This is a genomic window from Roseobacter phycocola (assembly GCF_042055075.2).
Lineage (GTDB): Bacteria > Pseudomonadota > Alphaproteobacteria > Rhodobacterales > Rhodobacteraceae > Roseobacter.
The window spans coordinates 3,490,492-3,517,244 of the sequence record NZ_CP194010.1; the positions used below are offsets into that span (position 1 = coordinate 3,490,492).

General features: G+C 59.3%; 26 protein-coding genes. 15 read left to right on the forward strand and 11 right to left on the reverse strand.

The genetic code is table 11. From position 1 onward, the window contains the following. Window positions 1-48 precede the first annotated feature (48 nt). Both rlmN and AB4K19_RS17295 read left to right on the forward strand, forming a co-directional pair. Entirely contained in the window at window positions 49-1,233 is a 1,185-nt protein-coding gene (rlmN, locus tag AB4K19_RS17290; protein WP_436398428.1) for a 23S rRNA (adenine(2503)-C(2))-methyltransferase RlmN, read from the forward strand. Next, window positions 1,233-1,979, forward strand: coding sequence for a DsbA family protein (locus AB4K19_RS17295; RefSeq protein ID WP_375229506.1), 747 nt, complete (start codon window positions 1,233-1,235; stop codon window positions 1,977-1,979). Before rlmN ends, AB4K19_RS17295 begins: the two co-directional genes overlap by 1 nt. Window positions 1,980-1,985: 6 nt before the next feature. Here the strand turns inward: AB4K19_RS17295 and AB4K19_RS17300 are convergent, their stop codons facing one another. Continuing rightward, window positions 1,986-2,834: a TIGR00730 family Rossman fold protein gene (locus AB4K19_RS17300; protein WP_375229507.1), complete on the reverse strand. Its 849-nt coding sequence runs from the start codon at window positions 2,832-2,834 to the stop codon at window positions 1,986-1,988. 168 nt (window positions 2,835-3,002) lie between these two features. Between AB4K19_RS17300 and dapD the strand changes: the two genes are divergently transcribed. The 6 genes from dapD to rnr all read left to right on the forward strand — a co-directional run bounded on the left by dapD (window position 3,003) and on the right by rnr (window position 9,322). After that, window positions 3,003-3,830 carry a 2,3,4,5-tetrahydropyridine-2,6-dicarboxylate N-succinyltransferase gene (dapD, locus tag AB4K19_RS17305; RefSeq protein ID WP_375229508.1) on the forward strand — a complete coding sequence of 276 codons (828 nt, stop codon included), beginning with the start codon at window positions 3,003-3,005 and terminating at the stop codon, window positions 3,828-3,830. Window positions 3,831-3,975: 145 nt separating this feature from the next. Then, on the forward strand, window positions 3,976-4,845 hold the full coding sequence (locus tag AB4K19_RS17310; protein ID WP_375229509.1) for a hypothetical protein: 870 nt from the start codon (window positions 3,976-3,978) through the stop codon (window positions 4,843-4,845). A 9-nt stretch (window positions 4,846-4,854) separates the two neighbouring features. Then, a complete protein-coding gene (locus tag AB4K19_RS17315) occupies window positions 4,855-5,202 on the forward strand; it encodes a hypothetical protein (protein WP_436398431.1) in 348 nt (115 codons plus the stop codon). A gap of 117 nt (window positions 5,203-5,319) precedes the next feature. Next, window positions 5,320-6,465, forward strand: a complete 1,146-nt coding sequence (gene dapE / locus AB4K19_RS17320) for a succinyl-diaminopimelate desuccinylase (RefSeq protein ID WP_375229511.1) — start codon at window positions 5,320-5,322, stop codon at window positions 6,463-6,465. Window positions 6,466-6,482: 17 nt separating this feature from the next. Then, a complete protein-coding gene (locus AB4K19_RS17325) occupies window positions 6,483-7,061 on the forward strand; it encodes a TIGR04282 family arsenosugar biosynthesis glycosyltransferase (RefSeq protein ID WP_375230922.1) in 579 nt (192 codons plus the stop codon). A 5-nt stretch (window positions 7,062-7,066) separates the two neighbouring features. Further along, the gene (gene rnr / locus AB4K19_RS17330) at window positions 7,067-9,322 is read left to right on the forward strand and encodes a ribonuclease R (protein WP_436398433.1); all 2,256 of its coding nucleotides are present in this window, start codon (window positions 7,067-7,069) and stop codon (window positions 9,320-9,322) included. Here rnr and AB4K19_RS17335 read toward each other — a convergent pair. After that, the gene (locus tag AB4K19_RS17335; RefSeq protein WP_375229512.1) at window positions 9,319-10,011 is read right to left on the reverse strand and encodes a glutathione S-transferase family protein; all 693 of its coding nucleotides are present in this window, start codon (window positions 10,009-10,011) and stop codon (window positions 9,319-9,321) included. The two genes, rnr and AB4K19_RS17335, sit on opposite strands and share 4 nt — an antisense overlap. 83 nt (window positions 10,012-10,094) lie before the next feature. On the opposite strand from AB4K19_RS17335, the gene AB4K19_RS17340 reads away from it, so the two are divergent. Both AB4K19_RS17340 and AB4K19_RS17345 read left to right on the forward strand, forming a co-directional pair. Then, window positions 10,095-10,814: a helix-turn-helix transcriptional regulator gene (locus AB4K19_RS17340; RefSeq protein ID WP_375229513.1), complete on the forward strand. Its 720-nt coding sequence runs from the start codon at window positions 10,095-10,097 to the stop codon at window positions 10,812-10,814. 72 nt (window positions 10,815-10,886) lie between these two features. Then, complete coding sequence (locus tag AB4K19_RS17345) at window positions 10,887-12,239, forward strand: lytic murein transglycosylase (protein ID WP_375229514.1); 1,353 nt, start codon at window positions 10,887-10,889, stop codon at window positions 12,237-12,239. A gap of 3 nt (window positions 12,240-12,242) precedes the next feature. Here AB4K19_RS17345 and AB4K19_RS17350 read toward each other — a convergent pair whose 3' ends face one another. The 8 genes from AB4K19_RS17350 to AB4K19_RS17385 form a co-directional block, all read right to left on the reverse strand. Continuing rightward, a complete protein-coding gene (locus AB4K19_RS17350; protein ID WP_375229515.1) occupies window positions 12,243-12,551 on the reverse strand; it encodes a lysozyme inhibitor LprI family protein in 309 nt (102 codons plus the stop codon). A gap of 80 nt (window positions 12,552-12,631) precedes the next feature. Next, on the reverse strand, window positions 12,632-13,810 hold the full coding sequence (locus AB4K19_RS17355; protein WP_375229516.1) for an ABC transporter permease: 1,179 nt from the start codon (window positions 13,808-13,810) through the stop codon (window positions 12,632-12,634). A 4-nt stretch (window positions 13,811-13,814) separates the two neighbouring features. Further along, window positions 13,815-15,455, reverse strand: a complete 1,641-nt coding sequence (locus AB4K19_RS17360) for an ABC transporter permease (RefSeq protein ID WP_375229517.1) — start codon at window positions 15,453-15,455, stop codon at window positions 13,815-13,817. Further along, window positions 15,456-15,743 carry a DUF1330 domain-containing protein gene (locus AB4K19_RS17365; protein WP_375229518.1) on the reverse strand — a complete coding sequence of 96 codons (288 nt, stop codon included), beginning with the start codon at window positions 15,741-15,743 and terminating at the stop codon, window positions 15,456-15,458. A 73-nt stretch (window positions 15,744-15,816) separates the two neighbouring features. Further along, entirely contained in the window at window positions 15,817-16,923 is a 1,107-nt protein-coding gene (locus AB4K19_RS17370) for an extracellular solute-binding protein (RefSeq protein WP_375229519.1), read from the reverse strand. 114 nt (window positions 16,924-17,037) lie between these two features. Continuing rightward, entirely contained in the window at window positions 17,038-18,138 is a 1,101-nt protein-coding gene (locus tag AB4K19_RS17375) for an ABC transporter ATP-binding protein (protein WP_375229520.1), read from the reverse strand. A gap of 250 nt (window positions 18,139-18,388) precedes the next feature. Beyond that, window positions 18,389-19,786 carry an aspartate aminotransferase family protein gene (locus AB4K19_RS17380; RefSeq protein ID WP_375229521.1) on the reverse strand — a complete coding sequence of 466 codons (1,398 nt, stop codon included), beginning with the start codon at window positions 19,784-19,786 and terminating at the stop codon, window positions 18,389-18,391. A gap of 78 nt (window positions 19,787-19,864) precedes the next feature. Then, the gene (locus AB4K19_RS17385) at window positions 19,865-20,554 is read right to left on the reverse strand and encodes a GntR family transcriptional regulator (protein WP_375229522.1); all 690 of its coding nucleotides are present in this window, start codon (window positions 20,552-20,554) and stop codon (window positions 19,865-19,867) included. Between the two features lie 159 nt (window positions 20,555-20,713). On the opposite strand from AB4K19_RS17385, the gene AB4K19_RS17390 reads away from it, so the two are divergent. From AB4K19_RS17390 to AB4K19_RS17410, 5 genes are all read left to right on the forward strand, one after another. Beyond that, window positions 20,714-21,796: a polyamine ABC transporter substrate-binding protein gene (locus AB4K19_RS17390; RefSeq protein WP_375229523.1), complete on the forward strand. Its 1,083-nt coding sequence runs from the start codon at window positions 20,714-20,716 to the stop codon at window positions 21,794-21,796. Window positions 21,797-21,876: 80 nt separating this feature from the next. Then, window positions 21,877-23,004 carry an ABC transporter ATP-binding protein gene (locus tag AB4K19_RS17395; RefSeq protein ID WP_436398436.1) on the forward strand — a complete coding sequence of 376 codons (1,128 nt, stop codon included), beginning with the start codon at window positions 21,877-21,879 and terminating at the stop codon, window positions 23,002-23,004. Window positions 23,005-23,038: 34 nt separating this feature from the next. Beyond that, window positions 23,039-23,914 (forward strand): ABC transporter permease subunit, encoded by an 876-nt coding sequence (locus AB4K19_RS17400; RefSeq protein ID WP_375229525.1) that lies wholly within the window; start codon window positions 23,039-23,041, stop codon window positions 23,912-23,914. Next, window positions 23,911-24,729: an ABC transporter permease gene (locus AB4K19_RS17405; RefSeq protein WP_375229526.1), complete on the forward strand. Its 819-nt coding sequence runs from the start codon at window positions 23,911-23,913 to the stop codon at window positions 24,727-24,729. Before AB4K19_RS17400 ends, AB4K19_RS17405 begins: the two co-directional genes overlap by 4 nt. Beyond that, window positions 24,726-26,051 (forward strand): NAD(P)/FAD-dependent oxidoreductase, encoded by a 1,326-nt coding sequence (locus tag AB4K19_RS17410; RefSeq protein ID WP_375229527.1) that lies wholly within the window; start codon window positions 24,726-24,728, stop codon window positions 26,049-26,051. Before AB4K19_RS17405 ends, AB4K19_RS17410 begins: the two co-directional genes overlap by 4 nt. On the opposite strand, the gene AB4K19_RS17415 is transcribed toward AB4K19_RS17410, so the two are convergent. Then, window positions 26,052-26,744 (reverse strand): flagellar hook capping FlgD N-terminal domain-containing protein, encoded by a 693-nt coding sequence (locus AB4K19_RS17415; protein WP_375229528.1) that lies wholly within the window; start codon window positions 26,742-26,744, stop codon window positions 26,052-26,054. Window positions 26,745-26,753 lie beyond the last annotated feature (9 nt).

Below are 26,753 nucleotides of genomic sequence, written 5' to 3' on the forward strand. Positions count from 1 at the left end.
CCGGAATCCCTATATAGAGGCGCATCCACGCAAACCGGGAAAACTCAGATGTCAGCCACAGCGCCGATCACGCAGGACGTACACACCATTCCGCGCAAGCTGCCGGACGGGCCGGTCAATCTTGTCGGACTGACCCGCGACGCGATGCGCGCAGCACTGATTGCGGCAGGCACACCCGAAAAGCAGGCGAAAATGCGGGTCGGCCAGATCTGGCAGTGGATTTATCAGTGGGGGGTCCGCGATTTTGACGCGATGACCAACCTTGCCAAAACGTACCGCGCTGACCTGAAAGAGAAATTTGTCATTGAGGTGCCGGAAGTCGTGACCCGGCAGGTCAGCGATGACGGCACCCGCAAGTACCTCGTGCGGATCGCGGGGGGGCACGAAGTCGAGGTCGTTTATATCCCTGAGGAAGGGCGCGGCACGCTGTGTATCTCCAGCCAGGTTGGCTGCACCCTGACCTGTTCGTTCTGTCATACCGGCACACAGAAACTGGTGCGGAACCTCACAGCGGGCGAGATCATCGGTCAGGTGCTGGTGGCCCGCGATGATCTGGGCGAATGGCCGGAAATCGGCGCGCCAAAGAACGAGGTGCGTCTGCTCAGCAACATCGTTCTGATGGGCATGGGCGAGCCGCTCTATAATTTCGAGAATGTGCGGGATGCGATGAAGATCGCCATGGACGAAGAAGGGATCCAGCTCTCGCGCCGCCGGATCACCCTGTCCACGTCGGGTGTTGTGCCCGAAATCGAGCGCACCGCAGATGAGATTGGCTGCCAGCTGGCGGTGAGTTTTCACGCGACCACGGACGAGGTGCGCGACAGGCTGGTGCCGATCAATAAACGCTGGAACATTGAAACGCTGCTGGCGGCGCTGCGCGCCTACCCGCGCGGGCGGAATTCCGAGCGGATCACCTTTGAATATGTGATGCTGGATGGCGTGAATGACAGCGATGCAGATGCGCACCGGCTTGTCGAACTGATCGACGGCATTCCGGCCAAGATCAACCTTATTCCATTCAACGAATGGCCGGGCGCACCCTACAGGCGGTCGTCCAACAACCGCATCCGGGCCTTTGCCAATATTGTCTACCAGGCAGGCTATGCGTCACCGATCCGCACGCCACGGGGCGAGGACATCATGGCAGCATGTGGCCAGCTGAAATCGGCGACCGAACGCGCGCGCAAATCACGCCGCCAGATTGAAGCCGAAGCGGGTCTGGCTGAAAGCTGATGCGCCGGCGTGATCTGCTGGTTATCGGTGGGCTGATGGCAGCAGCCATTGCGGTGCCGCCTGTGCTGCGCCGGTTGCCATCACAGATGGAATTCACACCATTGCCTGGTTTCGATGGCTTCAGACGGGTGCGGGGTGGTGCCGTTTCTTCGGTCAACGTTGCGTTGATCGGCCTTGAGAGTCGCCTGCCTGAACCGTCGAACCCGGATCCGGGACCACCCGGCAATCCGTGTCAGGCGCTGTTCGGGCCGGGCAGATGGACAGCGGATCGGGTGCCTGTGGCCATCTTCAGCGACTTTAACTGTCCCTACTGCAAAACCCTGGACGCCCGGCTGATTGCTTTGCGGGATGGCGGCGCGCCGATCCGTCTGATCTGGCACGAGATGCCGCTGCTGGGTCAGGGTTCATACCGCGCTGCCAAAGCGGTGATTGCTGCGGAATTCCTGGGCAGGGGTGATGCTGCGCGGGCGTATCTGTGGCACCACAACCTGCGCCCCGGTCCTGCGGCGCTGGGCCGGATGGCCGAGGCAATTGATCTGCTGCCGGACATGCTGCGCCGTGAGTTTGACAGCGGCCGGGTGAACCGCAAGCTCAGCACCAGCCTGGCCCTCGGCGGCCAGCTTGGGATTCCCGGAACGCCGGGCACAGTCATCGGCCGCACGCTGGTGGTGGGTGCCATCAGCCCGCCGGACCTCAAAAAGCTGATCGGCCTTGAACGCGACGCAGGCCCGCTGGCCTGCACCTGATAAGGATCAGTTCCTGCCTGGCAGGCTGTCGCGTGCGGGAGCGTCTTCCCATGTTTCGATCAGATCCATCGCTTCGGCGGCACTTTCGACAAAGCGGAAGAGATCGAGATCCTCGTCCGAGATCGTGCCCGCATCCGCAAGCGCTTCCCAGTTGAGGATTTTCTCCCAGAATGCCCTGCCGAACAGCAGAACCGGCACACGCTGCATCCGCCCGGTCTGGATCAGGGTGAGTGTTTCAAAAAGCTCGTCCATTGTGCCGAACCCGCCGGGGAAGACACAGATCGCCCGCGCCCGCATCAGGAAATGCATCTTGCGGATGGCGAAGTAGTGAAAGTTGAAACACAGCTCTGGTGTGACAAATTCATTGGGTGCCTGCTCGTGCGGAAGGACGATATTGAGCCCGATGGAATGGCCGCCCGCATCCTGTGCACCGCGGTTTCCGGCCTCCATCACGCCGGGGCCACCACCGGTGACCACAACATTTTCCCGACCTTCGCTTTCAAGGCTTTGCAGTGTCATCAGACGCGCAAATTCCCGTGCCTCATCATAAAAATGCGACAGCTCAGCCAGCGTTTTCGTGCGCGCTTTGTCCTTGTCCACCGGGCGGGGGATACGCGCGCCACCAAAGAGCACGATGGTGCTGGTGATGTTATGTTCGTCCAGCAGCATTTCCGGCTTCAGCAGTTCCAGCTGCAACCGCACGGGCCGGAGTTCCTCGCGGCACATGAAATCCTGGTCCGTAAAAGCCAGCCGGTAGGCTGGGGCGCGGGTCTGTGGGGTGTCCGGTACCGTCAGGGCCGCGTCGCGGTCAGTGTGCGCGTCCCGCAGCGGATGTTTGTGGCGTCGTTCCGTCATAGTGTTCTCCGAAATTCCGGTATGTCACAGGGGCGCATGTCAGCGCGTGGGATGCAATGGTCCGGGATCATTCTTCACAGGCCTGTGCTTTTCGCGAACGATTGCACAGGCGGTTGTGGCCTTGTATAGGCCCGACAACCTGAAATTTTCATAAAACGGAGACCGCCCATGTCCAACGCACAGCTTGAAGCCGCGATCGAAGCCGCCTGGGAGGCCCGCGATACCATCACGCCTGCCACGACCGGTGAGACCCGTGACGCGATCGAAGACACGCTCGCCGCTCTGGACAGTGGCACGCTGCGCGTCGCCGAAAAGCAGGACAGCGGCGACTGGCACGTGAACCAGTGGGCGAAAAAGGCCGTTTTGCTGGGGTTCCGGATCAAGGACATGGAAATGCAGTCCGGTGGCCCGCAGGGTTCCGGCTGGTGGGACAAGGTCGACAGCAAGTTCGCTGGATGGGGCGATGACCAGTGGAAAGCGGCCGGTTTCCGCGCGGTGCCGAATTGTGTGGTCCGCAAATCGGCCTTTATCGCGCCGGGCGTTGTGCTGATGCCATCGTTTGTGAACCTTGGTGCTTATGTGGACGAAGGCACCATGGTCGATACCTGGGCCACCGTCGGCTCCTGTGCGCAGATCGGCAAGAACGTGCACCTCTCCGGCGGCGTCGGCATTGGTGGCGTGCTGGAACCGATGCAGGCGGGCCCGACAATTATTGAAGATAACTGCTTTATCGGCGCGCGGTCCGAAGTGGTCGAAGGCTGCATCGTGCGCGAAGGCTCCGTGCTGGGCATGGGTGTGTTCATTGGCAAGTCCACCAAGATTGTCGACCGTGAGACAGGTGAGTTCACCTATGGCGAAGTGCCGGCGGGCTCCGTTGTGGTGGCAGGCTCCATGCCGTCGAAAAACGGTGTGAACCTCTATTGCGCGGTGATCGTCAAAAAAGTGGACGCGCAGACGCGCTCGAAGACCTCGATCAACGAGCTGCTGCGCGACTGAGGTAAACAACCGTTAAGACCTGGGGCAAAGCTGCCCCAGGATTTCCCGGTAATCGCCGGGAGCATGAACTATTCCGGCCAGGATGCTTCTTTAGGCCGGTCTCATGCGTCAGAGTTCTCATCAGTTATCTTTTCCGGTGCTGCAGGTGACTGCGGATCTGCGCTCCATTGCATCGACGGGATTTGGTGAGTTGTCAGCGCTGATGAAGCCAGGGCTGAAACCTGTTCTGCGGAAGATCATTTTCGATCAGAGGTGCGTCATGCGCCCGGCGGATGCAAAGCTGATCCACGCCGATCTGATGGCTTTTGCGGCATCGCCCGGACGGGGCACCGGACCATTTATGACGGCGACAGCGCTGCTGATTGCAGATCGTCTGCAGGGCGGGGCCGGTACAGACGACCTGTCCGCGAACTGGAAACGCCTGCGCGAGAAATATCTTGAAGGTCCGTCGCCTGTTCGCGCAACGCTGATGAACGGGTTCTGGCGGTTGCAGGGTGTGCATCGCGCCACACCTGAACAGCGGGTGCCTGCCAGGGATCTCATGACCTACGACGCCGAAGACCTGCAGCGGTTGCTGCGCCGGATTGCCTGTTCGATGACGGATGAGATCAGGGACAGGGTCTGTTCGGTGGCAGAGGCCGAAACGGTTGGGGTACATCGCCGGGCGCTTGATAATTGTCTGGCGGGCAGTTGTGTTCTGTCGGAATTCGGCGACTGGTTCCCGGGCGAGGTGGTCGAAAAAGCCTCACTCGATCCGGAGCACCCTGGATATGCCGGTTGCACAGCATTGATATTGCTGGATGCGATCGAGACCCGCGACGCCCAGGAAAAAATGGCGTTCCGCTGGCAGGAGCAGGCTGACAGGTACCTCCGGCTGCGGCCGGAATTCAGGGTGCCTATTGTTGCCGGTGTACGGCATCTGCATGAGATGTTCTTTGACTGGCAGCCTTACGGTGGCTGGCCGCCCGAAGAGCTGATGGAAAAAGCCGTTGTGGTGCCATTCGCCAAACACTAACAACGGTGTATGGCTTCAGCAAAAAAACCCTCCCGCCAGCAGGTCTATACCCTGATCGTGCAGATTGGCCGCAAAGAAGGTGATGGCCTTCCGGACAAAGCTACGGGCGCTGGTCTCGTTGTTTTCTCCAGCGGCGTCGATGAAGCGGAGGCGGTGCGCGAAACCGTTGCCGTGCTGAAACAGGCAGAAACGGCGCCACTGGATGTCACCGGATATGGAACGCTGGCAGAGCGCGAAGCGGCAGGTCATGAAATCAGCGAGGACGAACGGCAGCTCATGCAGCGCGCGCTCGACGAGAACGCTGTGATCATTGCCCAGATGGAACCCTTCTACGATGACGCTCCTGCCCGGGAGTAATCACGCAACGCGTATGGGTCTGTTGCTGTGTCATGATATGCGGAGCGCAATACGGGGCATTGCGCTTGTGCTACAGAGCTTTTAGCCCTGAGTACCATAAATACTCCGGAGAATTCTATGTCCCTGCCTGATCCCGTTGCCCTGACCGCTGATCTTGTCCGCTGTGCCTCTGTCACGCCCGCTGATGAGGGTGCGCTCGATGTCCTGCAGTCCAGGCTGGAAGCGGCCGGGTTCGACTGCACCCGTGCCGACCGGGCAGGTATTGCGAACCTCTTTGCCCGTTGGGGCGAAAAAGGTCATGCGCGCACTTTCGGCTTCAACGGTCATACGGATGTGGTGCCTGTGGGGGACGAGGCATCATGGTCCTCTCCGCCTTTTGCAGCTGAAATCTGCGATGGCGTTATGTACGGGCGTGGAACAACAGATATGAAATCTGGTGTGGCGGCATTTGCGGCTGCAGCGATCCGGTTTGTGACTGAAACGCCGCCGGATGGCGCGGTCATTCTGGCCATTACAGGCGACGAAGAAGGGGATGCTACAGACGGAACAACCGCATTGCTGGATCACATGGAGGCGTCGGGCGAGCAGATGTCCGTCTGTCTTGTGGGCGAGCCGACCTGCCCCTCTGTCATGGGAGAGATGATGAAGATCGGGCGCCGCGGGTCGATGACGGCCTGGATCACGGTCACGGGCCGGCAGGGGCATTCCGCTTATCCGCACCGGGCACTGAACCCGCTGCCTGCGATGATGCGGCTGATGGACCGGCTGGCCAGCCATGAACTGGATCAGGGCACGGACCATTTCGACGCGTCGACGCTGGCTGTGGTCACCGTCGACACGGGCAATCCGGCAACCAATGTGATCCCGGAAACCTGCAGTGCTGCGGTGAACATCCGGTTCAATGATCTGCACTCAGGTGCATCGCTGACCGATTGGATCAGAGAAGAAATTGCCAGAACAGAGACTGAATTCGGCGTTCAGATGGATTTGCGGATCAAAATATCCGGCGAGAGTTTTCTGACCCCGCCAGGACCGCTTTCTGATCTGGTGGCCGCTGCTGTGCAGGACGAAACCGGCGTGACGCCGGTGCTGTCCACAAGCGGCGGAACCTCGGACGCGCGGTTCGTCAAAAACCACTGCCCGGTGGTAGAGTTCGGACTGGTCGGCCAGTCGATGCATCAGGTAGACGAACACGTGCAGGTCGATCACATCCGCCAGCTCACATCGATCTATGAGCGCATTCTGCGGGACTATTTTGCGTGAGGCAGCGCCTTGTCGTCATGGTCAAGGAACCTCGGCCGGGGCGTGTGAAAACCCGCCTCGGTCGGGATATCGGAATGACGACAGCCGCGTGGTGGTTCCGTCACCAGACGGGCTCCCTGCTGAGACGGCTGCGGGACCCGCGCTGGGACCTTGTTCTGGCCGTTGCCCCTGATGTCGAAGGGTTGCGCAGCAGGGTCTGGCCAAGCGATCTGGCGCGCATACCGCAGGGCAGAGGCAACCTGGGAGACCGGATGGCCCGCGCGCTTGCTCTGCCGGGTCCCGGCCCGGTCTGTGTAATCGGTGCGGATATTCCCGGGATCAACCGGACCCGGGTCGCCCGGGCATTCGCCGAACTTGGTCGGAATGAAGCTGTTTTCGGGCCTGCGCCGGATGGTGGGTACTGGCTCATCGGTCTCGCGCGGCGGCGTCCCGCGCCGCCGGCACTGTTTCACCTGGTGCGCTGGTCAACGGAACATGCGCTGGCGGATACGCTGGAGACTTTGCCTGGTTTGCGCACAGCATTCGTTGACAGTCTTGCCGATGTGGACACCGCAGGGGATTTGCGCATGACGCGCCGGAGCGCGCGTGTTACCTGAGGTGCATGTCCAAAATCCCCTCCAAATCTGAAATACTCGACTGGATCACTGCCAATCCTGCGCTGACGGCGAAACGTGATATTGCCAAGGCCTTTGGCATCAAGGGTGCTGACCGGATCGATCTCAAGCGCGTTCTGAAGGAACTGGAGGCCGAAGGACACCTGGAAAAACGCAAGCGGAGCTATCAGGATCCCGAACGCCTGCCGCCGGTCGCCGTTCTGCAGGTAACCGGGCCGGACAATGACGGCGACCTTTTTGCCAAGCCGATGGAATGGCAGGGCGAGGGGGTCGAACCCGTCGTGCTGATCATTCCGCGGGCATCAGATCCCGCGCTGGGAGCGGGGGATCGTATTCTTGCGCGGCTGACCCTGATCAAGGGCGAAGCGCATCACTACGAAGCGCGGATGATCCGGAGAATAGGCTCTAATCCGAAGCGAATCCTCGGTGTTTTCCGCACCACATCGGATGGCGGGCGCATCGTTCCCATCGACAAAGGGTCCGACAGCGAATGGCGGGTTGCCGGTGATGCAACGCATGGCGCGAAAGACGGCGAGCTGGTGGAAGCGGAACAGGCAGGACCGGCCGGGCGCATGGGCCGGCCCCGGGCGCGTGTTGTCGAGCGCCTGGGCGATCCTTCAGTACCAAAAGCCGTTTCACTCATCGCTATTCATGAACACGGTATCCCCGACAGTTTCCCGGATGAAGTGGTGGCAGAGGCCGATAAAGCGGAGCCGCTGGGTCTGAGTGGGCGCGAGGATCTGCGTGATCTGCCGCTGATTACCATCGACCCGTCTGACGCGCGGGACCATGACGATGCCTGCTATGCGCACGCCGATGATGATCCGCAGAACAAGGGCGGGCATATCGTTTGGGTCGCTATTGCGGATGTGGCCGCTTACGTGACGCCCGCGTCCGCCCTTGACCGTGAAGCCCGCAAACGGGGCAATTCGACGTATTTTCCCGATCGGGTGGTCCCGATGCTGCCGGATCATCTGTCCGGCGATCTGTGCTCACTACATGAAGGGGTGCCGCGCGCCTGTATCGCCGTGCGGATGCAGCTGGATGCAGAGGGTAACAAACTCAGCCACAGTTTTCACCGTGGCCTGATGCGGTCACCTGCCTCCCTTCACTATGAAGAAGTGCAGGATGCGGTTGACGGGCGCCCGAATGACCGCACAGGTCCCTTAACAGAGACTGTTTTGCGGCCACTTTATGCAGCGTATGACGCGCTGGTCGCAGCGCGGAAAAGGCGTCAGCCCCTCGATCTCGATCTGCCGGAGCGCCGGATTGTTCTGGATGACGATGGTACGGTCACTTCGGTGGCCTTCAAAGACCGGCTGGACGCGCATCGCCTGATCGAAGAGTTCATGGTGCTAGCCAATGTGGCGGCGGCTGAAACACTGATCGAAAAGCGTGTGCCTTTGCTTTTCCGCGTGCACGAAGAACCCAGCCCCGAAAAACTCGAAGCGTTGCGGGAGACAGCCCAGGCCAGCGGGTTCAACCTTGCCAAAGGGCAGGTGCTGAAAACAGCGCATCTGAACAGGCTGCTGAATGACGCGGCGGGCACAGATGAGGCGGAGCTCATCAACCTGTCCACGCTGCGTTCTATGACGCAGGCCTATTATGCACCGCAAAACCTTGGCCATTTCGGCCTCGCCCTGCGCCACTATGCGCATTTCACCTCACCCATCCGGCGATATGCCGATCTGGTCGTGCACCGCGCCCTGATTGCGGCACACGGCTGGGGCAAGGACGGCCTGCGCCCCGAAGACTATGAAGGGCTCGAAGAGACCGGCACGCATATCTCCGATACAGAACGGCGGTCGATGGTTGCCGAGCGCGACACAACCGACCGGTACCTTGCAGCGTTTCTGTCGGAACGCGTGGGCAATGAATTCACGGGCAGGATCAGTGGCATTGCCCGGTTCGGTGTTTTCGTGAAACTGGATGAGACCGGGGCGGACGGGCTGGTGCCGATGCGCTCCATCGGGCGTGAATATTTTCATTTTGACCGGGACGCCGGAACGCTCATGGGTTCGGACACCGGGATTATCATCAGCATCGGACAGCGGGTGACCGTGCGCCTTGCAGAGGCGACACCGGTCACGGGCGGTATTGCGCTTGAGCTGCTGTCTCTGGATGGCGCGGCAATTCCTCGCGGGCGGCAGTCGCCTGCGGGCCGGTCTCCCCGGCGCCGCAGTGTGAAGGCCAGAAAAAAGGCCTCCAAAACGAAACGAAAGGTGAAGCGCACAAGGCGCTAGCCCATCGTCCGCTGTGTCCGGTCCAGGTAGCCCATCAGGATGCCGTTGTCCTCGACATAACGTTTCAGCAGCGTCATGCCGGGTGTTGCCCGGATTGCACTGAGCACGGGGGCGACGGACGCGTCTGCAGACGTTGGCCGGTCCCCGAACAGGAACTCCCGGTGCCTGACCCGGTTCGTGATAGCGGCAATATCAGGCTCTATTCTGGCCAGACGCTGGGCTTCGTTCAGCCGGCCAAGGCCCTGGGTGTTCATACCCGCGAGGACTTTTGCACGCAGCTGCCTTGTCACCAGACCACGGATCAGCCCCGGTACACCGGCAAAATAGGTTTCCCGCACAACCGGCCAGACATCGTCATTTGCCCAGCGATCGAGAACCAGGTGAAAGTACATATGTTCTTCGGCCATCCGGATGAATGCCCGCGACACTGCTTTGTCATCGTCAGACAGGCCGTGATCAAAATCGGCGCCACCCGCTTCAAGGTGTGTCCTGATCCCGTCACTGTCGGGTATCAGCCGGTCTTCGACGCGGATCACCGGGAGTTTGGCAAAGGGCATCATACGGGGGTCCAGTGTATCTTCACGGCGCCACGTCTGTCCTGACAGGTTCAGCAGCCATGCGGCTTTGGTACAGAAGGGGCTGGAAGAAAACTGGCCAAAGGCGGCGGGGTAGGTCAGCAGTGCAATCATGACGGGATTTCCTTGTTTCGGGGGTATCCAGAATAGGAAACCGTCCTGACAGTTTCTGGCAGTACTTGTGATATGGTGAGACCATGAGCAGAACACACAGACTTTTTCAGATGATGCAGACGCTGCGCCGGTTGCCGCCCCCCGTGACGGCAAACCGCCTGTCTGATGAGATGGGCATGTCGCTGCGGACCATCTATCGCGATATAGAGGCACTGCGAGGCATTGGTGCGGTCATCGATGGAGAGGCCGGGTTCGGTTACACCCTGATCGAAGATGCCGCTCTGCCGCCGCTTGGGTTCGAGGATGACGAGCTTGAGGCTCTGGTCCTGGGGCTGCGTGATGTTGCTGTGATTGCCGACCCGGCGCTGGCCCAGGCCGCAAACTCAGCTCTCGCAAAAATCCGGGCGCGCGTGCCGCCCCGACAGGCACATCGTCTGCAGCACGCGGTGTTGGATGCGCACCGCTACGCGCCCCGCCCGGACATTCATGTGGATGTCTCGAAGCTGCGCGAAGCCACCTGGGATGAGGTCAGTGTGGTGCTTACCTACACCGATGCGCAGGGCGCTGAAACCGAAAGGCTGGTGGACCCGCTGGGGTTTGTGTACCTCGACCGCAGCAATGTGCTGATGGCGTGGTGTCATCTGCGCCAGGACTTCCGGACATTCCGCCTGGACCGGATCAGCCGGTTTGTTCGGACAGACAACAGTTTCCGGCCAAAACGGGTGCCGATGCTGCGCGAACACCTCGAGCGGATCCGCTGTGACATCACAACATCGGCAGAACCCCGCACCCGCTCGGATTGAATTCTTTCTCTGTGGCTCCAGATTCGCTAGAATAGCAACCAATAAAAATGAACCGAGCAGCAGGATATCAACATGCAGTGGAAGATCTGGAGCGCAGGACTTTTGACCGCCGGGCTCGCCCTGACGGGTGTGGCAGAGGCACAGAACACCATCCAGTCGCCGAGGCCCGTGGTCCGGCCGGCCTCTGCCCCTGAACCGGTCGTGAACAACGCGGTTCCTCTGATGGCAACCGCAGCCCGTCCGAAACTGCGCCCTGCCACGCGCGGGGCAGGCGAGCCTTCACCCGCGGTTGTGCAGGTTGCTTCGCCGGCTGGTTTTGACCGCTGGGTGCAGAATTTCCAGCGGCGTGCCCGGGCGCAGGGGATCAGCAACGCGACACTGCAGGCGGCATTCCGGAACGTCCGCTACGACCCGGACGTCATCAAACGCGACCGCAATCAGTCGGAGTTCACCAAAACCATCTGGCAGTATCTCGATAGTGCCGTCTCTGACCGGCGCATCCGCAACGGCAAGGCGGCACTGAAAGAGCACCGCCGCACACTGGAAGCGATTGAACGGCGGTATGGTGTTGAAAAAGAAGTAGTTGTTGCCGTCTGGGGCCTTGAAAGCGGGTATGGCGTGTTCCGTGGGAGCAATGATGTGATCGGTTCGCTGGCAACGCTGGCCTTTGACGGGCGACGGGGCGCGTTTTTCGAAGAGCAGCTGATTGCCGCGCTGAAAATTCTGCAGAACGGCGACACAAGCCCGCGCAATATGACCGGCAGCTGGGCGGGGGCGATGGGCCACACCCAGTTTATCCCAACGTCGTACCTGGCCTTTGCGGTTGATTTTGACGGTGACGGCCGGCGGGACATCTGGGCAGATGATCCGGTGGATGCGCTGGCCTCGACGGCGGCGTATCTGAACAAGTCCGGCTGGACCAAAGGCCAGCCCTGGGGCGTCGAAGTTCAGGTGCCGCGGGGTTTTGACTACGCACTGGCGAACCGCAAGGTCACTAAAACACCAGCGCAATGGGCCCGGCTTGGTGTGGTGGATATGAAAGGCCGGCAGGTGCCGAACCACGGCCGCGCATCCCTGCTGCTGCCGGCCGGTGCTGATGGGGTCGCGCTGCTGATCTTCAGCAATTTCCGGTCGATTGAACGCTACAACGCGGCGGATGCCTATGTGATCGGCGTCGGCCATCTGAGTGACAGGATCCGTGGTGGCAGTGAGTTCAAAGCTGACTGGCCGTCAGATGGCCGTGCGCTGACCCGCGCCGAACGCCGGGAACTGCAGGAACGCCTTACGCGGGCTGGGTTCAGCACGCAGGGCGTTGATGGGCGGATCGGACCGAACACGATTGCCGCTGTGCGCGCCTATCAGCGGTCGCGTGGCCTGACACCCGATGGGTACGCGTCACTGAGCCTGCTGCAAAAACTGCGCTGAACGTCAGCGGAACCGTTCAATCAGCGCCTGTGTCCGTTCGCGGGTAAGCGAAATCCGGCAGGACCGGATTTCGATGCCGGTTCCCGACCCGCCGCCAAAGAGCGAGCCCGCGTAGTTGCACTCAGCGTCGCGCCAGGCTTCCCAGGCGGCCTGGGATTCCTGCAGTGCCGGCACAGCAAAGGTTCTGCCCGCGACTTTGTCCAGTTCCTGCGCTGAGTCAGTTGCAAAGCCAAGAATGACCTCAAGCGCGCTTTCGGCTGCTTTTTCTGTCTCTGTCAGACAGTCGGCTGTTTCTACCTGCGACTTTGTCATCAGGCTGCACTCGAGAGATGGGTCTGCAGTACTTGCCGTCGCCGCGCAAAAGACAGCGACAGAAATTGGAAGTCTTCTGATCATCCGGGGCTCATACCACGCAGACGCTCCGACCGTCGACGCAGTAATTCGACAACAGTCAGCAGACCAATAGAGATGATCACAAGGATCGTTGCCACAGCCAGAATTGTCGGACTGATCTGTTCCCGCAGGCCGGTGAACATCTGCCAGGGCAGTGTTTTCTGTCCGGCGGATCCCACAAAGAGCACCACAACCACCTCATCGAACGATGTGATAAAGGCGAACAGCCCCCCTGAAATCACACCCGGCAGGATCAGTGGCATCTGCACCCGGAAAAAGGTGGTGACGGGGTTGGCGCCCATGTTGGCTGCTGCCCGGGTCAGCGAATTGTCAAAACCGACAAGTGTGGCGGTCACGGTGATGATCACGAACGGGATACCCAGGGCCGCATGTGCGAGCACAACGCCGATGTAGGTGCCCTGCAGGCCGATCCGGCTGTAAAAGAAGTACATGCCCGCCGCAGAGATGATCAGAGGTACGATCATAGGCGAGATCAGGATGGCCATAATCGCGCGACGGAATGGCACATGCGCCTGGCTCAAACCGATCGCTGCGAGGGTGCCGAAGCTGACAGACAGCAATGTCGCCACCGGGGCGATTTTGACGGAGTTCGCCAGTGCACCCTGCCAGTCCGAATTTGTGAAGAAGTCCTCGTAGTGCTTCAGCGAATACCCTGCCGGATCAAACCGCAGCATTTCCGGTGTGAAGGTAAAAAAGTCCTCGGCGTTAAAGCTCAGTGGCATCACAACGATGATCGGTGTGATCAGAAACACGAGGATCGCGCCACAGATCACGCGGAAGGTGTAGTGCCAGAGCACCTGACCCGGCGTGAGATAGGGCACCAGGTGCTGGCGGTAGCGGGATTCGTAGAGCCAGAAGCTGACCCAGCCGAAGAACCAGCCAAAGGCTGCACCGATGATACCGGCCGGAATGCCGCCAAAGGCGAAACCGGCGGCGGCCAGCAGGACCACAAAACCCCATCGGCCGGCCTTTTCATTGCGGATCACTTTAGTCAGCACAAAGGCCGCAGCAGCCATGAGAACCGCGCCAAGCACAATGCCCAGCAGGCCGCTACCCTGCGCAGTGCCAACGAAGAGGCCGCCGAATGCGCCAAACGCGGCCACGACCGGAACATAGAAAGACGGTTCGGTGCGGGATACAGGTGTCAGAGCGACCATTGCATCAGCCTCCCAGTTTCACGTTGTCGATGCCGACGATGCGGTCGTAGGCCCAGTAAAGCCCCAGAACCACCGCCAGCAGGATTGCCCCAAGCGCGGCAGCCAGCCCCCAGTTGAGCGAACTGGAGATGTGATAGGCGATCCGGTTCGAGATGAACGTGCCCGTTGTGCCTCCCACGATCTCGGGGGTGATGTAGTATCCGATGGCCAGGATAAAGACGAGGATTGAGCCCGCGCCGATGCCCGGCACTGACTGCGGGAAGTAAACACGCCAGAAGGCTGTCCAGTTGGTGGCACCCAGCGATTTCGCCGCGCGCAGATAGCTGGGCGGAATGGTCTTCATCACCGAATAAAGCGGCAGGATCATAAAGGGCAGCAGGATGTGAGTCATCGCGATGATCGTACCTGTCTGGTTGTTGATGAGCGCCAGACGGCTGTCATCGGCAACCAGTCCCAGCCAGACGAGCGTGTCATTCACCACGCCCTGTTGCTGCAGCATGACCTTCCACGCGGATGTCCGCACCAGCAGCGAGGTCCAGAAGGGCAGCAACACAAGGATCATCAGCAGGTTGGCGGTCCGCGCTGGCAGGTTCGCAAGGATCCAGGCGACCGGATAGCCCAGAAGGATGCAGCTGCCGGTGATCACGAGCGACATAAAGAGCGTTCGGATGAAGAGCTTGATATAGATCTGTTCGTTGTCAGGACGCATTTCGGGGCCGTCCTGGGTCTTCTTCATGTCGACCGCATTCAGGAAGTAGCCGCTGGTAAAATCCGGGCTATAGGTCTGGATCGTCTGCCAGACCTCGATGTCGTGCCAGTCCTCGTCTACGTCCTCAAAGGCGGCCGGGTAGTCGACAAACTCAAATTCTGCGACGGTGGCTTCGGCTTCCTGTAGCTCAGATGCGCCCGGACCTGCGTAGCCGGACACGTCAGCACCAGCGCTGAAGTCGGCATAAAGTGCCGAATAAACAATGGCCCAGGGGTCTTCTTTGGTCAGATTGTCTTCGTCTTCGTTCTGAACAAAATCGGCGAAAACCGCATACATGGCCGCTGTTTCCGGCAGCATCGCGGCAATTTCGGAACGGGCTTCAAACGGCGGCTGCGGTGTATCGCTTTTGTCGTCCCAGCCCGCCATTGCAGCGTTCCAGGCGTCGCTGCCCATTACCTGGCTCCAGTTTTCACCCTTTTTCCAGAACTTGTTCAGGTCCTCGAACTGGTCCTGGTACACTTCGCCCATATCCTCGACCTTGCGGCCGGATTTCCGGAAGAGCGAGGACACACCGGTCAGCTCATAGTTCAGGCGTGACCCAAGGCGGGTGTGCAGCTTCCGCTCTGTGGCGATGAAAATATCCTTATAGAGCGCTTCAAACGTTTCTGCTGGCGGAAGCTCTCCGGCAGAGGAATCCCAGTCCGCCAGTTCGGCCGTTGTCCGCGGCAGCGTGTCCGAGACGATCTGGTTTTCGACCGAGCGAAAGAGCATGTCCGCAATCGGCGCGATGAATGTCACCAGCACGAAGATCAGCAGCGGCGCGATCAGCATCAGCGCACGCAGTTTCTGCCGCCTCAGGGCGCGGTTCAGGCTTGCCTTCAGGGGCCGGCCGTCGGCCGCGAGCATCGGGCCCGTCTGTTCAGCTGCGTCACTCATTCAGGCACCCTCGACCACAATGATTGTACTGTCGGCGTTGCGGCGGCGGATGTCGGCAACTTCCTGGTATTCGGGGTCATTGTAGGCGGCGAGAGCGGCCTCGTATGACGGAAATTCGATAACGACATGGCGCTCCAGGCTCTCGCCCTCCGGCACCTCGGATTGTCCGCCCCGTACGATGAACTTTCCGCCCAGACCCAGCAGGATCGGCGTGTCGCGTTCAACGTATTCCTTGTAGGCCTCGGGATTTTTCACTGTGACGTGACCGATGATATAGCCTTTGGGCATTTTTCGTTCCCCCTGTCGTCCGGTGGGAAGGGGCGGCTGACCGCCCCTTCCGTGAAGAAGAGCCGGAACCGGCTTATTGTGCCAGCCAGGCCTGGAACTTCGCGTCGATGTCGTCGCGGTAGTCCGCCCAGAACTCGTAGTTATAAAGGAACGTGTTCTTGGCGTTGTTCGGATCTGTCGGCATGTGCGGTGCCATGTCGATGCCCAGATCAGCGTGTGTGGAGACCAGCGGTGCGGAAGACGCACGTGCCGGGCCATAGCTGATGTATTTGGCCTGATCCGCCAGACGCTGTGTGTCTGTCGCAAAGTAGATGTAGTCCAGCGCGCGCGCCTTGCGCTCATCGCTCAGACCAGCGGGAATGATCCAGCCGTCAAGGTCAAACACCTGCGCGTCCCAGAGCATTGCAACCGGCTGGTTCTGCTCTTCGATCACCGAGAACAGACGACCGTTGTAGGTCGAACCCATAACGATTTCACCGTCTGCCAGCAGCTGGGGTGTGTCCGCGCCTGCGGACCACCAGATTACGTCGTCCTTAATGGTCGCCAGTTTGTCGAGCGCCTGTTGCTGACCTTCGTCCGTTTCCAGAACGTCATAGACGTCTTCTTTGGCAACGCCGTCACAGAGCAGAGCCCATTCCATGTTGTTGATCGGGCGCTTTTCGAGCGCGCGCTTGCCCGGATAGGCTTCGGTGTCGAATACGGCGCAGACCGATGTGGGCGGTGTGTCGCCAACCATGTCAGTGCGGTAGCCGAATGTTGTGGAATACACGATCTGCGGTATGAAGCAGTCGGAGACCAGCAGGTCACCGAAATCATCCTCGGCGGATGTGCCATCGGGTGCTGCGGCGAGGTGCTCGTCCGGGTCAATCTCCATTGCCAGACCTTCGTCGCACAGGCGGATCGCATCAGCCGCAACCACGTCGACCACATCCCATGTGACGTTGCCCGCTTCGTTCATGGCGCGGAGTTTGGCCACTGCTTCGGCGGAGCTTTCATCGTTGATTATGTTGACGCCGGTCTTTTCCATGTAGGGGTTGTGATAGGCCTGCTGCTGCGAGTTGGAATAGGCGCCGCCCCAGCTGACGATCGTCATTTCGCTGGCCATGTGGCCGTCTGCGGTGGCCATACCAGCTGCAACAGTCAGTGCAGTGGTCGCCAGCAGTGTCTTGGTGAGTTTCATTGATATTCTCCCAGTTTTTGTCCCGTTTGGTATTTTGTCGGGTGGGGGCAACGGGTCTGACCTCCACCTCTTTTCAATCGGGCCCCGAAGAGCACGACATTCCTTTCGCAGCACTCAGGCGTCGAGCGCGCGGCAATCTTCCGGCAGCCAGCCGATTTCGATCTGTTGTCCGGGTTTCAGGCGCTCCACATCCGGCGCGTTCCGTGTCTTGATCACAAACTCTTCGGTTCCGGCAACGCGGAGGCGGGTGCGGAAGATGTCGCCCATGTAGATAAACTCAAGAACCTCCGCCTTGAGCGTATGGGCATCCGGGCTCAGACGGTCCTTGTTGTATTCAACCCGCTCTGGCCGGATCGACACGCGTGTGCGATCCCCGGAAGCCGTTACATTGACGGGTTTGGCATCAATGACTTCGCCGCCGTCAAGCTGCACCAGGCAATTGTCGCCTTTGATTTCCTTCACCACACCTTCAAGCGTGTTGTTCTCGCCGATGAACTGCGCAACGAAGCTGTTTTCCGGCTCTTCATAAAGCTTGTCAGGCGGCGCAAGCTGCTGGATGCGTCCGTCATCGAACACCGCAACCCTGTCGGACATGGTCAGCGCCTCGGTCTGGTCGTGGGTCACGTAGACCACGGTGATCCCCAGATCATGCGCCAGGTTGGTGATTTCGAACTGCAGCGTTTCGCGCAGTTGCTTGTCGAGTGCGCCGAGCGGTTCGTCCATCAGGACAAGCTCTGGCTCAAACACGAGGGCGCGCGCCAGCGCGATCCGCTGTTGCTGACCGCCCGACATCTGCGCGGGACGGCGACCGCCAAAGGCACCCATCTGCACCATATCCAGCGCGCGTTTGACCTTTTCCTCGCGCTCGGACTTGCCCATCTTGCGCACTTCGAGCGGAAAAGAGAGGTTTTCGGCCACTGTCATATGCGGAAACAGTGCGTAGTTCTGGAACACCATGCCGATCCCGCGTTTGTGCGGCGGGATGTTATTGATCGACTGACCGTCGAGGCGGATGTCACCATGGGTGGCTGTTTCAAACCCGGCCAGCATCATCAGACAGGTGGTTTTGCCGGAGCCGGACGGCCCGAGCATTGTCAGGAACTCGCCCTTTGGCATGAAAAGGTTGAGATCTTTTACGACCAAGTTTTCGCCGTCATAGCTTTTCTGCACCCGCTCGAATTCGACGAACGCGTCTGCATTGCTTGTGTCTGCCACGTGTGGCTCCCCGTTCCGTTTTCTGGCGGTTTTCCGCACTTGTTCGGATGACAGCTAACAACACACAGCCGCCATGACGCAAGCAATTAGCCACGCTGGATGTTGTTACAACAGCATTTGACCCAAATGCGCTGATAAATCGCGAATTTCCGACACTTGTGCTGCAGTTTTTAGCGCTATCAGTGAATTGTCCTGTAGAAGATTGATGCTTCAGTCAGGCGAATCTGCGGTCTGTGCAACGTTGATCCGGTCAGGATGCCGATTTGAGCAAACCCTGTGATTTCGCCTCGGCCCATGTTTCATCCAGCGCTTTGAGGGCACGCTGCATAAAGACATCAACCTCTTCGGGCGTGATGATAAGTGGCGGAGATACGATCATCCTGTCTCCGACGTGCCGCATGACCAGGTTATTGGCGAAGCATCGCTCGCGGCACATGTATCCTATTGTGCCGGCCTCGCCCGCAAATTTCGCGCGGCTCTCCTTGTGCGGTGTCAGAGGCAGTGATGCCATCATGCCTTTGATGTTCAGACCGCCCACAAGCGGGTGCTCGGCCAGCTTTTCGAGACCGGCCCGGAGTGCAGGGGCCGCAACGTTGCGTACATGGTCCAGAATGCTTTCTTCCTGCAGGATGCGCAGATTTTCCAGTGCGACCGCCGCGGCCACCGGGTGGCCGGAATAGGTATACCCGTGATTGAACTCGGTCGCACCGATCACCTCTGCCACCTCGTCACAGACAATCGACCCGCCAATGGGCTGATATCCGGAGCTCAGACCCTTGGCGATCGTCATGATGTGCGGCCGGATGTTCATGGTCTGGCTGCCGAACCAGTTTCCGGTCCGCCCAAATCCACAGATCACTTCGTCTGCAATCAGCAGGATTTCATATTTGTCACAGATCCGCTGGATTTCCGGCCAGTAGCTGTCCGGCGCCACAACAACGCCGCCGGCGCCCTGTACCGGTTCCGCGATAAAGGCGGCTACACTGTCTTCGCCAAGCTCCTGAATTTTTTCTTCGAGTTCCTGCGCGCGTTTCAGGCCGAACTCTTCCAGGGTCATATCGCCGCCTTCCGACCACCAGTCCGGCTGGCCGATATGGTGGATGCCGGGGATCGGCATGCCCCCCTGCGCATGCATATACGTCATCCCTCCCAGGCTGCCTGAACCGACCGAAGATCCGTGATAGGCGTTTTTGCGGCTGATGATATGCGATTTGGCTGGTTTGCCTTTTTCCGCCCAGTAGGTGCGAACCATGCGGATATTGGTATCGTTCGCCTCAGACCCGGAGCCTGCAAAAAACACGTGGTTCATACCTTCGGGCGCCAGTTTTGTGACTTCCTGCGCCAGTGCGATTGCCGGGACATGCGTCGTCATGAAAAACGTGTTGTAGTACGGCAGTTCCTGCATCTGGCGGGCGGCCACCTCGGCCATCTCATGACGCCCGTAGCCAATGTTCACACACCACAGGCCAGCCATACCATCGAGGATTTCATTCCCTTCGCTGTCCGTCAGGTACACGCCTTTAGCACGCGTGATGACCCGCGCGCCTTTTGATGCAAGCTCGTCGTTTGTAGTGAAGGGATGCATGTGGTGCGCGGCATCCAGTGCCTGGAGTTCAGCCGTCGGCAGATGGTTCGTGATCGCTGGCATTGGGCTTCCTGCATTGCTTGGATGGGACGAGGTCAGGTGATGCGCAGAATATGATCAAATTTTTCAGAGTCAATCGAATCACCGGGTGGTGCTGATGTCCTGAAGTGCTTCGCGGATCTGGCGCATACCCTGCTCAACATCTCCCCTGAGGGCCTCTGCTGTCGCTGCCGGATCACCGGCTTCGAGCGCTTCAAGCAACTCCGCATGTTTGTCTGGCAGGTTTGCTGTGCCGAACCGTCCGCACACCACCCGCAAAGAAGGTCCGAAGCGCAGCCACAGCCGGTCTGCTGTGGCCTCAAGAATCGGCGCATCGGCCGCGCTGTAAAGACAGGCGTGGAACCTGTAGTTCTGCGTGAGATATCCGCGGATATCACCGTGAGAGATGGCGGTGTTCAATGCGTCATCGCACGTTCTGAGGGCATCAATCAGCGCCGGTGTCGCGCGCCCCGCTGCGCGCAAAGCCAGCTCCGGTTCGAGAGATATTCTTATAAATTCAAGCTGTTCAATGCAACCCTGTGTCAGTTCAGGTACGATGATCCGGCGGTTTCCCTGCATGCTGAGTGCGCCGTTTGAGGTCATCCGGCGGATCGCTTCGCGCACCGGCGTCATACCGGCTCCAAGTTCCTGCGTCAGGCCCTGAATGGTGACCGCCTGACCCGGTGCCAGCTCACCAAAAAGAATGAGATCGCGCAGCTGCTCGTAAACAGACTGATGCGCAGGCCGGCCGGCTGAGGCTCGGGTGCCTGAAAGTGCCTCGTTCGTAAGCATTCGGATCCGACCGCCTCTGCTATTTCCCGGGTCTCGCTGCAGGTGCCTTGCGCAGCCTGTCATCGCATGAAAGCATAAAGCATCTTGCCGTGACAGGCAAAACTTGATCAAATTCTGCCGAACCGGGACCAACCCGGTCTGCATCAACGGGAGTATGATATGAAGAAGCTCATGATGAGCAGTGCAGCTGTGGCGCTGATCGCATCCGCCGCAGCAGCCGACGAAGTCCGGGTTTACAACTGGTCGGACTATATTGACGAAGCGCTGCTGGAAAAGTTTGAGAGAGAGACAGGCATCGACCTCGTCTATGACGTTTTTGACAGCAACGAAGTTCTTGAAACGAAAATGCTCGCAGGCGGATCGGGCTATGACGTCGTCGTGCCGTCCGGTACTTTCCTGCAGCGCCAGATCGCTGCCGGTGCTTTCCAGAAGCTGGACGCGTCAAAGCTGCCCAACCTGGCCAACATGTGGGACACGGTAAAAGAGCGTACCGTGCAATACGACCCCGACAATGCCTATTCCATCAACTACATGTGGGGCACGACCGGTATTGGTGTGAACACCGGCAAGGTTACCGAACTTCTGGGTGAAGATGCACCCGTTGGATCGCTCAGCCTGATCTTCGAGCCGTCCAACATGGAAAAGCTGGCAGAGTGTGGCGTGCATTTCCTGGATGCCCCGTCCGAAATGATCCCGGCTGCTCTAAAATACATCGGCGAGGATCCGGACAGCCATGACCCGGACGTGATCGCCAAGGCAGAAGCGGTTCTGGCGGGCGTCCGCCCACACATCCAGAAATTCCACAGCTCTGAATACATCAACGCACTGGCAAACGGCGACATCTGCGTTGCATTCGGCTGGTCCGGTGACATCCTGCAGGCGCGTGATCGTGCGGCAGAGGCCGAAAACGGGGTTGATATCGCCTACAACGCACCGTCCGAAGGCGCGCTGATGTGGTTCGACCAGATGGCTATCCCGGCAGATGCGCCGAACCCGGAAGCTGCGCACACGTTCCTGAACTTTATTATGGACGCGCAGAACATGGCTGATGCGTCCAACTATGTTTACTATGCGAACGGCAACCTGGCCTCGCAGCCGATGCTGGAAGAGGATGTGATCGGTGATCCGGCCATCTATCCTGATGAGGCGACGCTGGAGAACCTCTACACAACTACGCCCTATCCGGCGAAAGTTCAGCGGGTCGTCACCCGGCTCTGGACAAAGATCAAATCAGGCACCTGAGCCTGTGACAATCGGGGCGGCTCCCAGGCGGGCCGCCCTTTTTGCATCCGCCCGGCCTGCGGGCGAAACGAGGACAAACCGTGCCGGAATCCGTTTTTGCGCCCTGGGATGATCCCACCGAAAAGCCACTGATCCGCTTTCGCAACGTGACCAAACAGTTTGGCGATTTCACAGCGATTGATGATCTGACCCTCGACATTTTTGAACGTGAGTTTTTTGCGCTGCTTGGTCCGTCCGGATGCGGAAAAACGACCATGATGCGGATGCTCGCCGGGTTTGAGACGCCGACAAGCGGAGTGATCGAGCTGGCGGGTCAGGACATTGCGCCTGTGCCGCCCAACAAACGCGCCGTGAACATGATGTTCCAGTCCTATGCGCTTTTTCCGCATCTGAGCGTCTACGAGAATATCGCCTTTGGGCTGCGACGCGGGAACATGCCGAAGCATGACATTGATGACCGTGTTGCGGAGATGCTCAAACTCACGCGCCTGGAGAAATTCGCACGCCGCAAGCCGCACCAGATTTCCGGTGGTCAGCGCCAGCGTGTGGCGCTGGCACGTAGCCTGGCCAAGGCACCAAAGCTCCTGCTGCTTGATGAACCGCTCGGCGCACTTGACGCCAAACTGCGCCAAGCCACTCAGTTTGAACTGATGGATATCCAGGAGAAAACCGGAACCACCTTTGTGATCGTGACGCATGATCAGGAAGAAGCGATGACGGTCGCCAGCCGCGTCGCTGTGATGGATGAGGGCCGCATCATGCAGGTCGCAACGCCTGAAGAGATCTATGAAGCGCCCGACAGCGTGTATGTTGCGGACTTTATCGGGGACGTAAACATTATCCGCGGCTCTGCGACGCCAGCGGGCGGACAGCGGTACAACATCGCGCGATCAGGTGACGTGCCGCCGCTTGTTGCAGTGTCCGAAAGACCGTTTGCAACGGACCAGACATGCCACCTCGCCATCCGACCGGAAAAGGTGAGCATCCATGCCGAGCAGCCGGAGGGCGTAGATAATGCAGTTCAGGGCAAGGTGCTCGATATCGCCTATCTGGGCAATATCTCGACTTACCATGTCGAACTGCCGGATGGTCAGATCATCAAAGCGCAGACTGCCAACACCAGGCGCGTCTCACGCCGCAGTTTCACCTGGGAAGATACGGTCTGGCTGAGCTGGACCGCGACGGCAGGGGTTCTGCTGGCACAATGAATGGCTTTGCGGAACATCACAGGGGGAGACAGCAATGCAACGGCTGATCCTCATTGCAGTGCCCTACGCCTGGCTTCTTGCCCTCTTTCTGGTGCCGTTCCTGATCGTTTTCAAGATTTCATTGTCGGACGTCGAACTGGCCATTCCGCCCTACACGCCGACCTTGTCGGACGGCTTTGTCCCCTTTTTCAAAGCGCTGGATTTTGAGAACTTTGCCTTTCTTGCATCGGACGACCTGTACTGGAAAGCCTACCTGAGTTCTTTGCAGATCGCCGTCATTTCCACGGTGCTGACCCTGCTGGTCGGATACCCGATGGCCTATGGCATGGCGCGGGCCCCTGAAGAATGGCGCCCGACGCTGATGATGCTGGTGATCCTGCCGTTCTGGACGTCCTTTCTGATCCGCGTTTATGCATGGATGGGTATCCTGAGCCAGGAAGGTTTCCTGAACCAGTTTCTGTTGTGGACAGGGCTGATCGGCGAGCCACTCACCATTCTCAACACGACAACGGCCGTCTACATCGGCATCGTCTACACCTATCTTCCATTCATGATCCTGCCGATTTTCGCGGCCCTCGACCGGTTGGACGGATCACTGATCGAAGCTGCCGAAGATCTGGGCTGTTCACGGCTGCAGGCCTTCTGGCTGGTGACAATTCCGCTGTCACGGAATGGCATTGTGGCGGGCAGTTTTCTGGTGTTCATCCCGGCGCTGGGCGAATTTGTAATCCCCTCCCTGCTGGGCGGATCCGGTACCCTCATGATTGGCAAGGTCCTGTGGGAAGAGTTCTTCAACAACCGTGACTGGCCGGTGGCCAGCGCTGTTGCAGTGATCCTGCTGCTGATCCTCATTATTCCGATCGTGCTGTTCCAGCGGAACCAGCAACGTCAGGCGGAGGCGGAGCAATGAACAGACTGAGCTGGTTCAATGTCACCTCTCTGAGCTTCGGGTTCGCGTTTCTTTACCTGCCGATGGTCATTCTGGTCATCTATTCCTTCAACGAAAGCAAACTGGTGACCGTCTGGGCAGGTTTCTCAACCAAATGGTATGGAGAGCTTCTTCAGAATGAGGCGTTTCTCGACGCAGCCTGGGTGACGCTGAAGGTCGCGGTGCTGTCGTCTACGCTGGCGACCGTTCTGGGAACGATGGCCGCGTATGTTCTGGTGAGGGGCGGCCGTTTCATGGGCCGAACAGTCTTTTCCGGCATGATTTACGCCCCGCTGGTTATGCCGGAAGTGATCACCGGGTTATCGTTGCTATTGCTCTTTATCGGCATTGGTCTTGACCGCGGTGTCCTGACAATTGTGCTGGCGCATACCACTTTCGCGATGTGCTATGTTTCCGTCGTTGTGTCATCCCGCCTGCTGACGTTCGACCGTTCACTCGAAGAAGCAGCGCTCGATCTGGGGTGCACTGGGTTTGAGGCATTCCGTCTTGTGACTTTGCCCATCATTGCCCCTGCGGTGATTTCCGGGTGGCTGCTTGCCTTCACGCTCAGCCTTGATGATCTGGTGATCGCGTCGTTCACAGCGGGGCCCTCCGCGACGACCCTGCCCATCAAGATTTTCTCAGCCGTGAGGCTTGGTGTTTCGCCGGAAATCAACGCGCTTTCGACCCTGATGATCGCGATTGTCACGATTGGTGTGATCAGCGCTTCGCTGGTCTCCAAACGGAATACGCTGCGCCAGAAACGGGACGAACAGGCGGCGGCCCGCACGGCATGAAGCGGATCTTTCCGGACTTTGCCTATGGCGATGGTCCGCGCAGCGGCTGCTGGTGGGATGAAACGTCCGAAATGCAGGACCGTCCGGCCGTACAGGAGAGCGCCTTTTTTGACGTTGTTGTGGTAGGCGGCGGTTTTACCGGCATTTCCGCGGCATTTCATCTGGCCCGTGCGGGTGCGTCGGTGGCTGTGCTGGAAACCCGATATGTTGGATGGGGTGCCTCTGGCCGCAACGGTGGGTTTTGTTGTCTGGGCGGATCAAAGGCGGATGATGGTCTTCTGGATCGCCGCTACGGAAAACCTGCACGGCTTGAGTGGCGACAGGCGGAAAAATGCGCGGTTGAGCTGGTTGACAGCATCATTACGGACGAAGGTCTGGATGTTGATCGGCACTCCGACGGGGAAACCGCTCTGGCGCACAGAGCTCGCGATATGAAAGGCTTGCGGGATTACGCGCGTTCGGTTCAGGAAAATTACGGTGTTGAACCGGTTTTGCACGAAGCACATGAGCTGGCCACGCAGGGAATGTCGGCCGGATTTCACGGCGCGCTGACCGTGCCAATCGGGTTTGGACTGAACCCGCGAAAGTATCTGGATGGGCTGGCGGCAGCCGCAGAACGTCACGGAGCGGTTGTATTTCACGGCAGCCCTGTTTCGCATATTTCTTCGCACGGGTCGCGTAGAGCCCTGGATGTGAATGGATGTACCGTCACGGCGGAACAGGTCATCATTGCTACCAATGGGTATTCTTCCGAAGATCTGCCAGACTGGCTCGCCGGGCGGTACCTGCCAACGCAGTCTAATGTTCTGGTGACACGCCCCCTGTCACCGGCAGAGCTGGATGCGCAGGGCTGGACATCGCGGCAGATGAGTTTCGATACGCGCAATCTCCTCCATTATTTCCGTTTGATGCCGGACAACCGATTCCTGTTCGGCATGCGGGGCGGCATTTTTTCCGGACCCTTGGCGGAACACAGAGCGCGGCGCAGTGCGCGGCGTGATTTCGAGCGCATGTTTCCTGCGTGGGCAGATGCTGAAACCGAGGCCAGCTGGTCCGGTCTGGTATGCCTCTCCCGCTCACGCATGCCTTTTGCCGGTCTGGTCCCCGGTGCTCCGGGCATCTGGGCGGGAATGTGCTACCACGGCAACGGCGTTGCTATGGGTACGTTCACCGGCAAACTTCTTGCTGATCTTATCTCCGGCAGGCAGCCAGACCTGGAGCCTAAAATCGTTGGAGATCCGCTGCAGATCTTTCCATTTGGCGGCGCCCGCAGGCTTTTTATGCTCCCGCTCTATGCCGGATTGCAGCTTTTGGATCTGTGATCAGACGGGCGCTTCCGTTTCAGATAAAACAGGCTCCCGCAACGCGTTGATCTGAGATGTCGAAACCGCTGCACCGCTGCTCAGGACAAGTACCGTTTCACCGCCCTGCTGCCGTGCCTCGGTTATCCGTGCGTAGCTTTCAGCAGGTGTCGTTGCGATCACCTCACCTAGAGCTTTGCTTTCCACGGCAAAGTTGTAGGCGCCGGGCGCAATCTCAGATCCATCGGCGCTGACCCCATCCCATTCAAAGGGAATACCGTCAGTCGCAATCTGCCTGCGCTGCACCACGTTTCCGGCGTCATCATAAACAACCAGAACAGCCTCATCCGCCCCGGGATCCGGTGAGGGCACAACCGTCAAGGGTGCTCCATCAAATTGTACTGGCGCTGTGGTTCGCGCCTCCATACCGATCCATCCGGCCATTTCGGCAATGTTGCCAGCGCCAAGACGATTGCTCAGTTCTGTTAACAGATCGTTTGACAAGACCTGCTGCTCGACCATGGAGAACTGAGCGAGCTGAGCTGCGTATTCAGACGAGTCGATTGGCTCGAGCGGGTCCTGAAAACGGGCCTGCGCTGTGAGCATCTGCAGAAATGTCTCAAAATCTGATGAGATAACCGAAGATGATTGCGAGCCTGCGTTTGTTGACGCCTGTTGCTGGGCCTGCGGTGTCGCTACTGTATTTACGTCCATTGTCCTGCC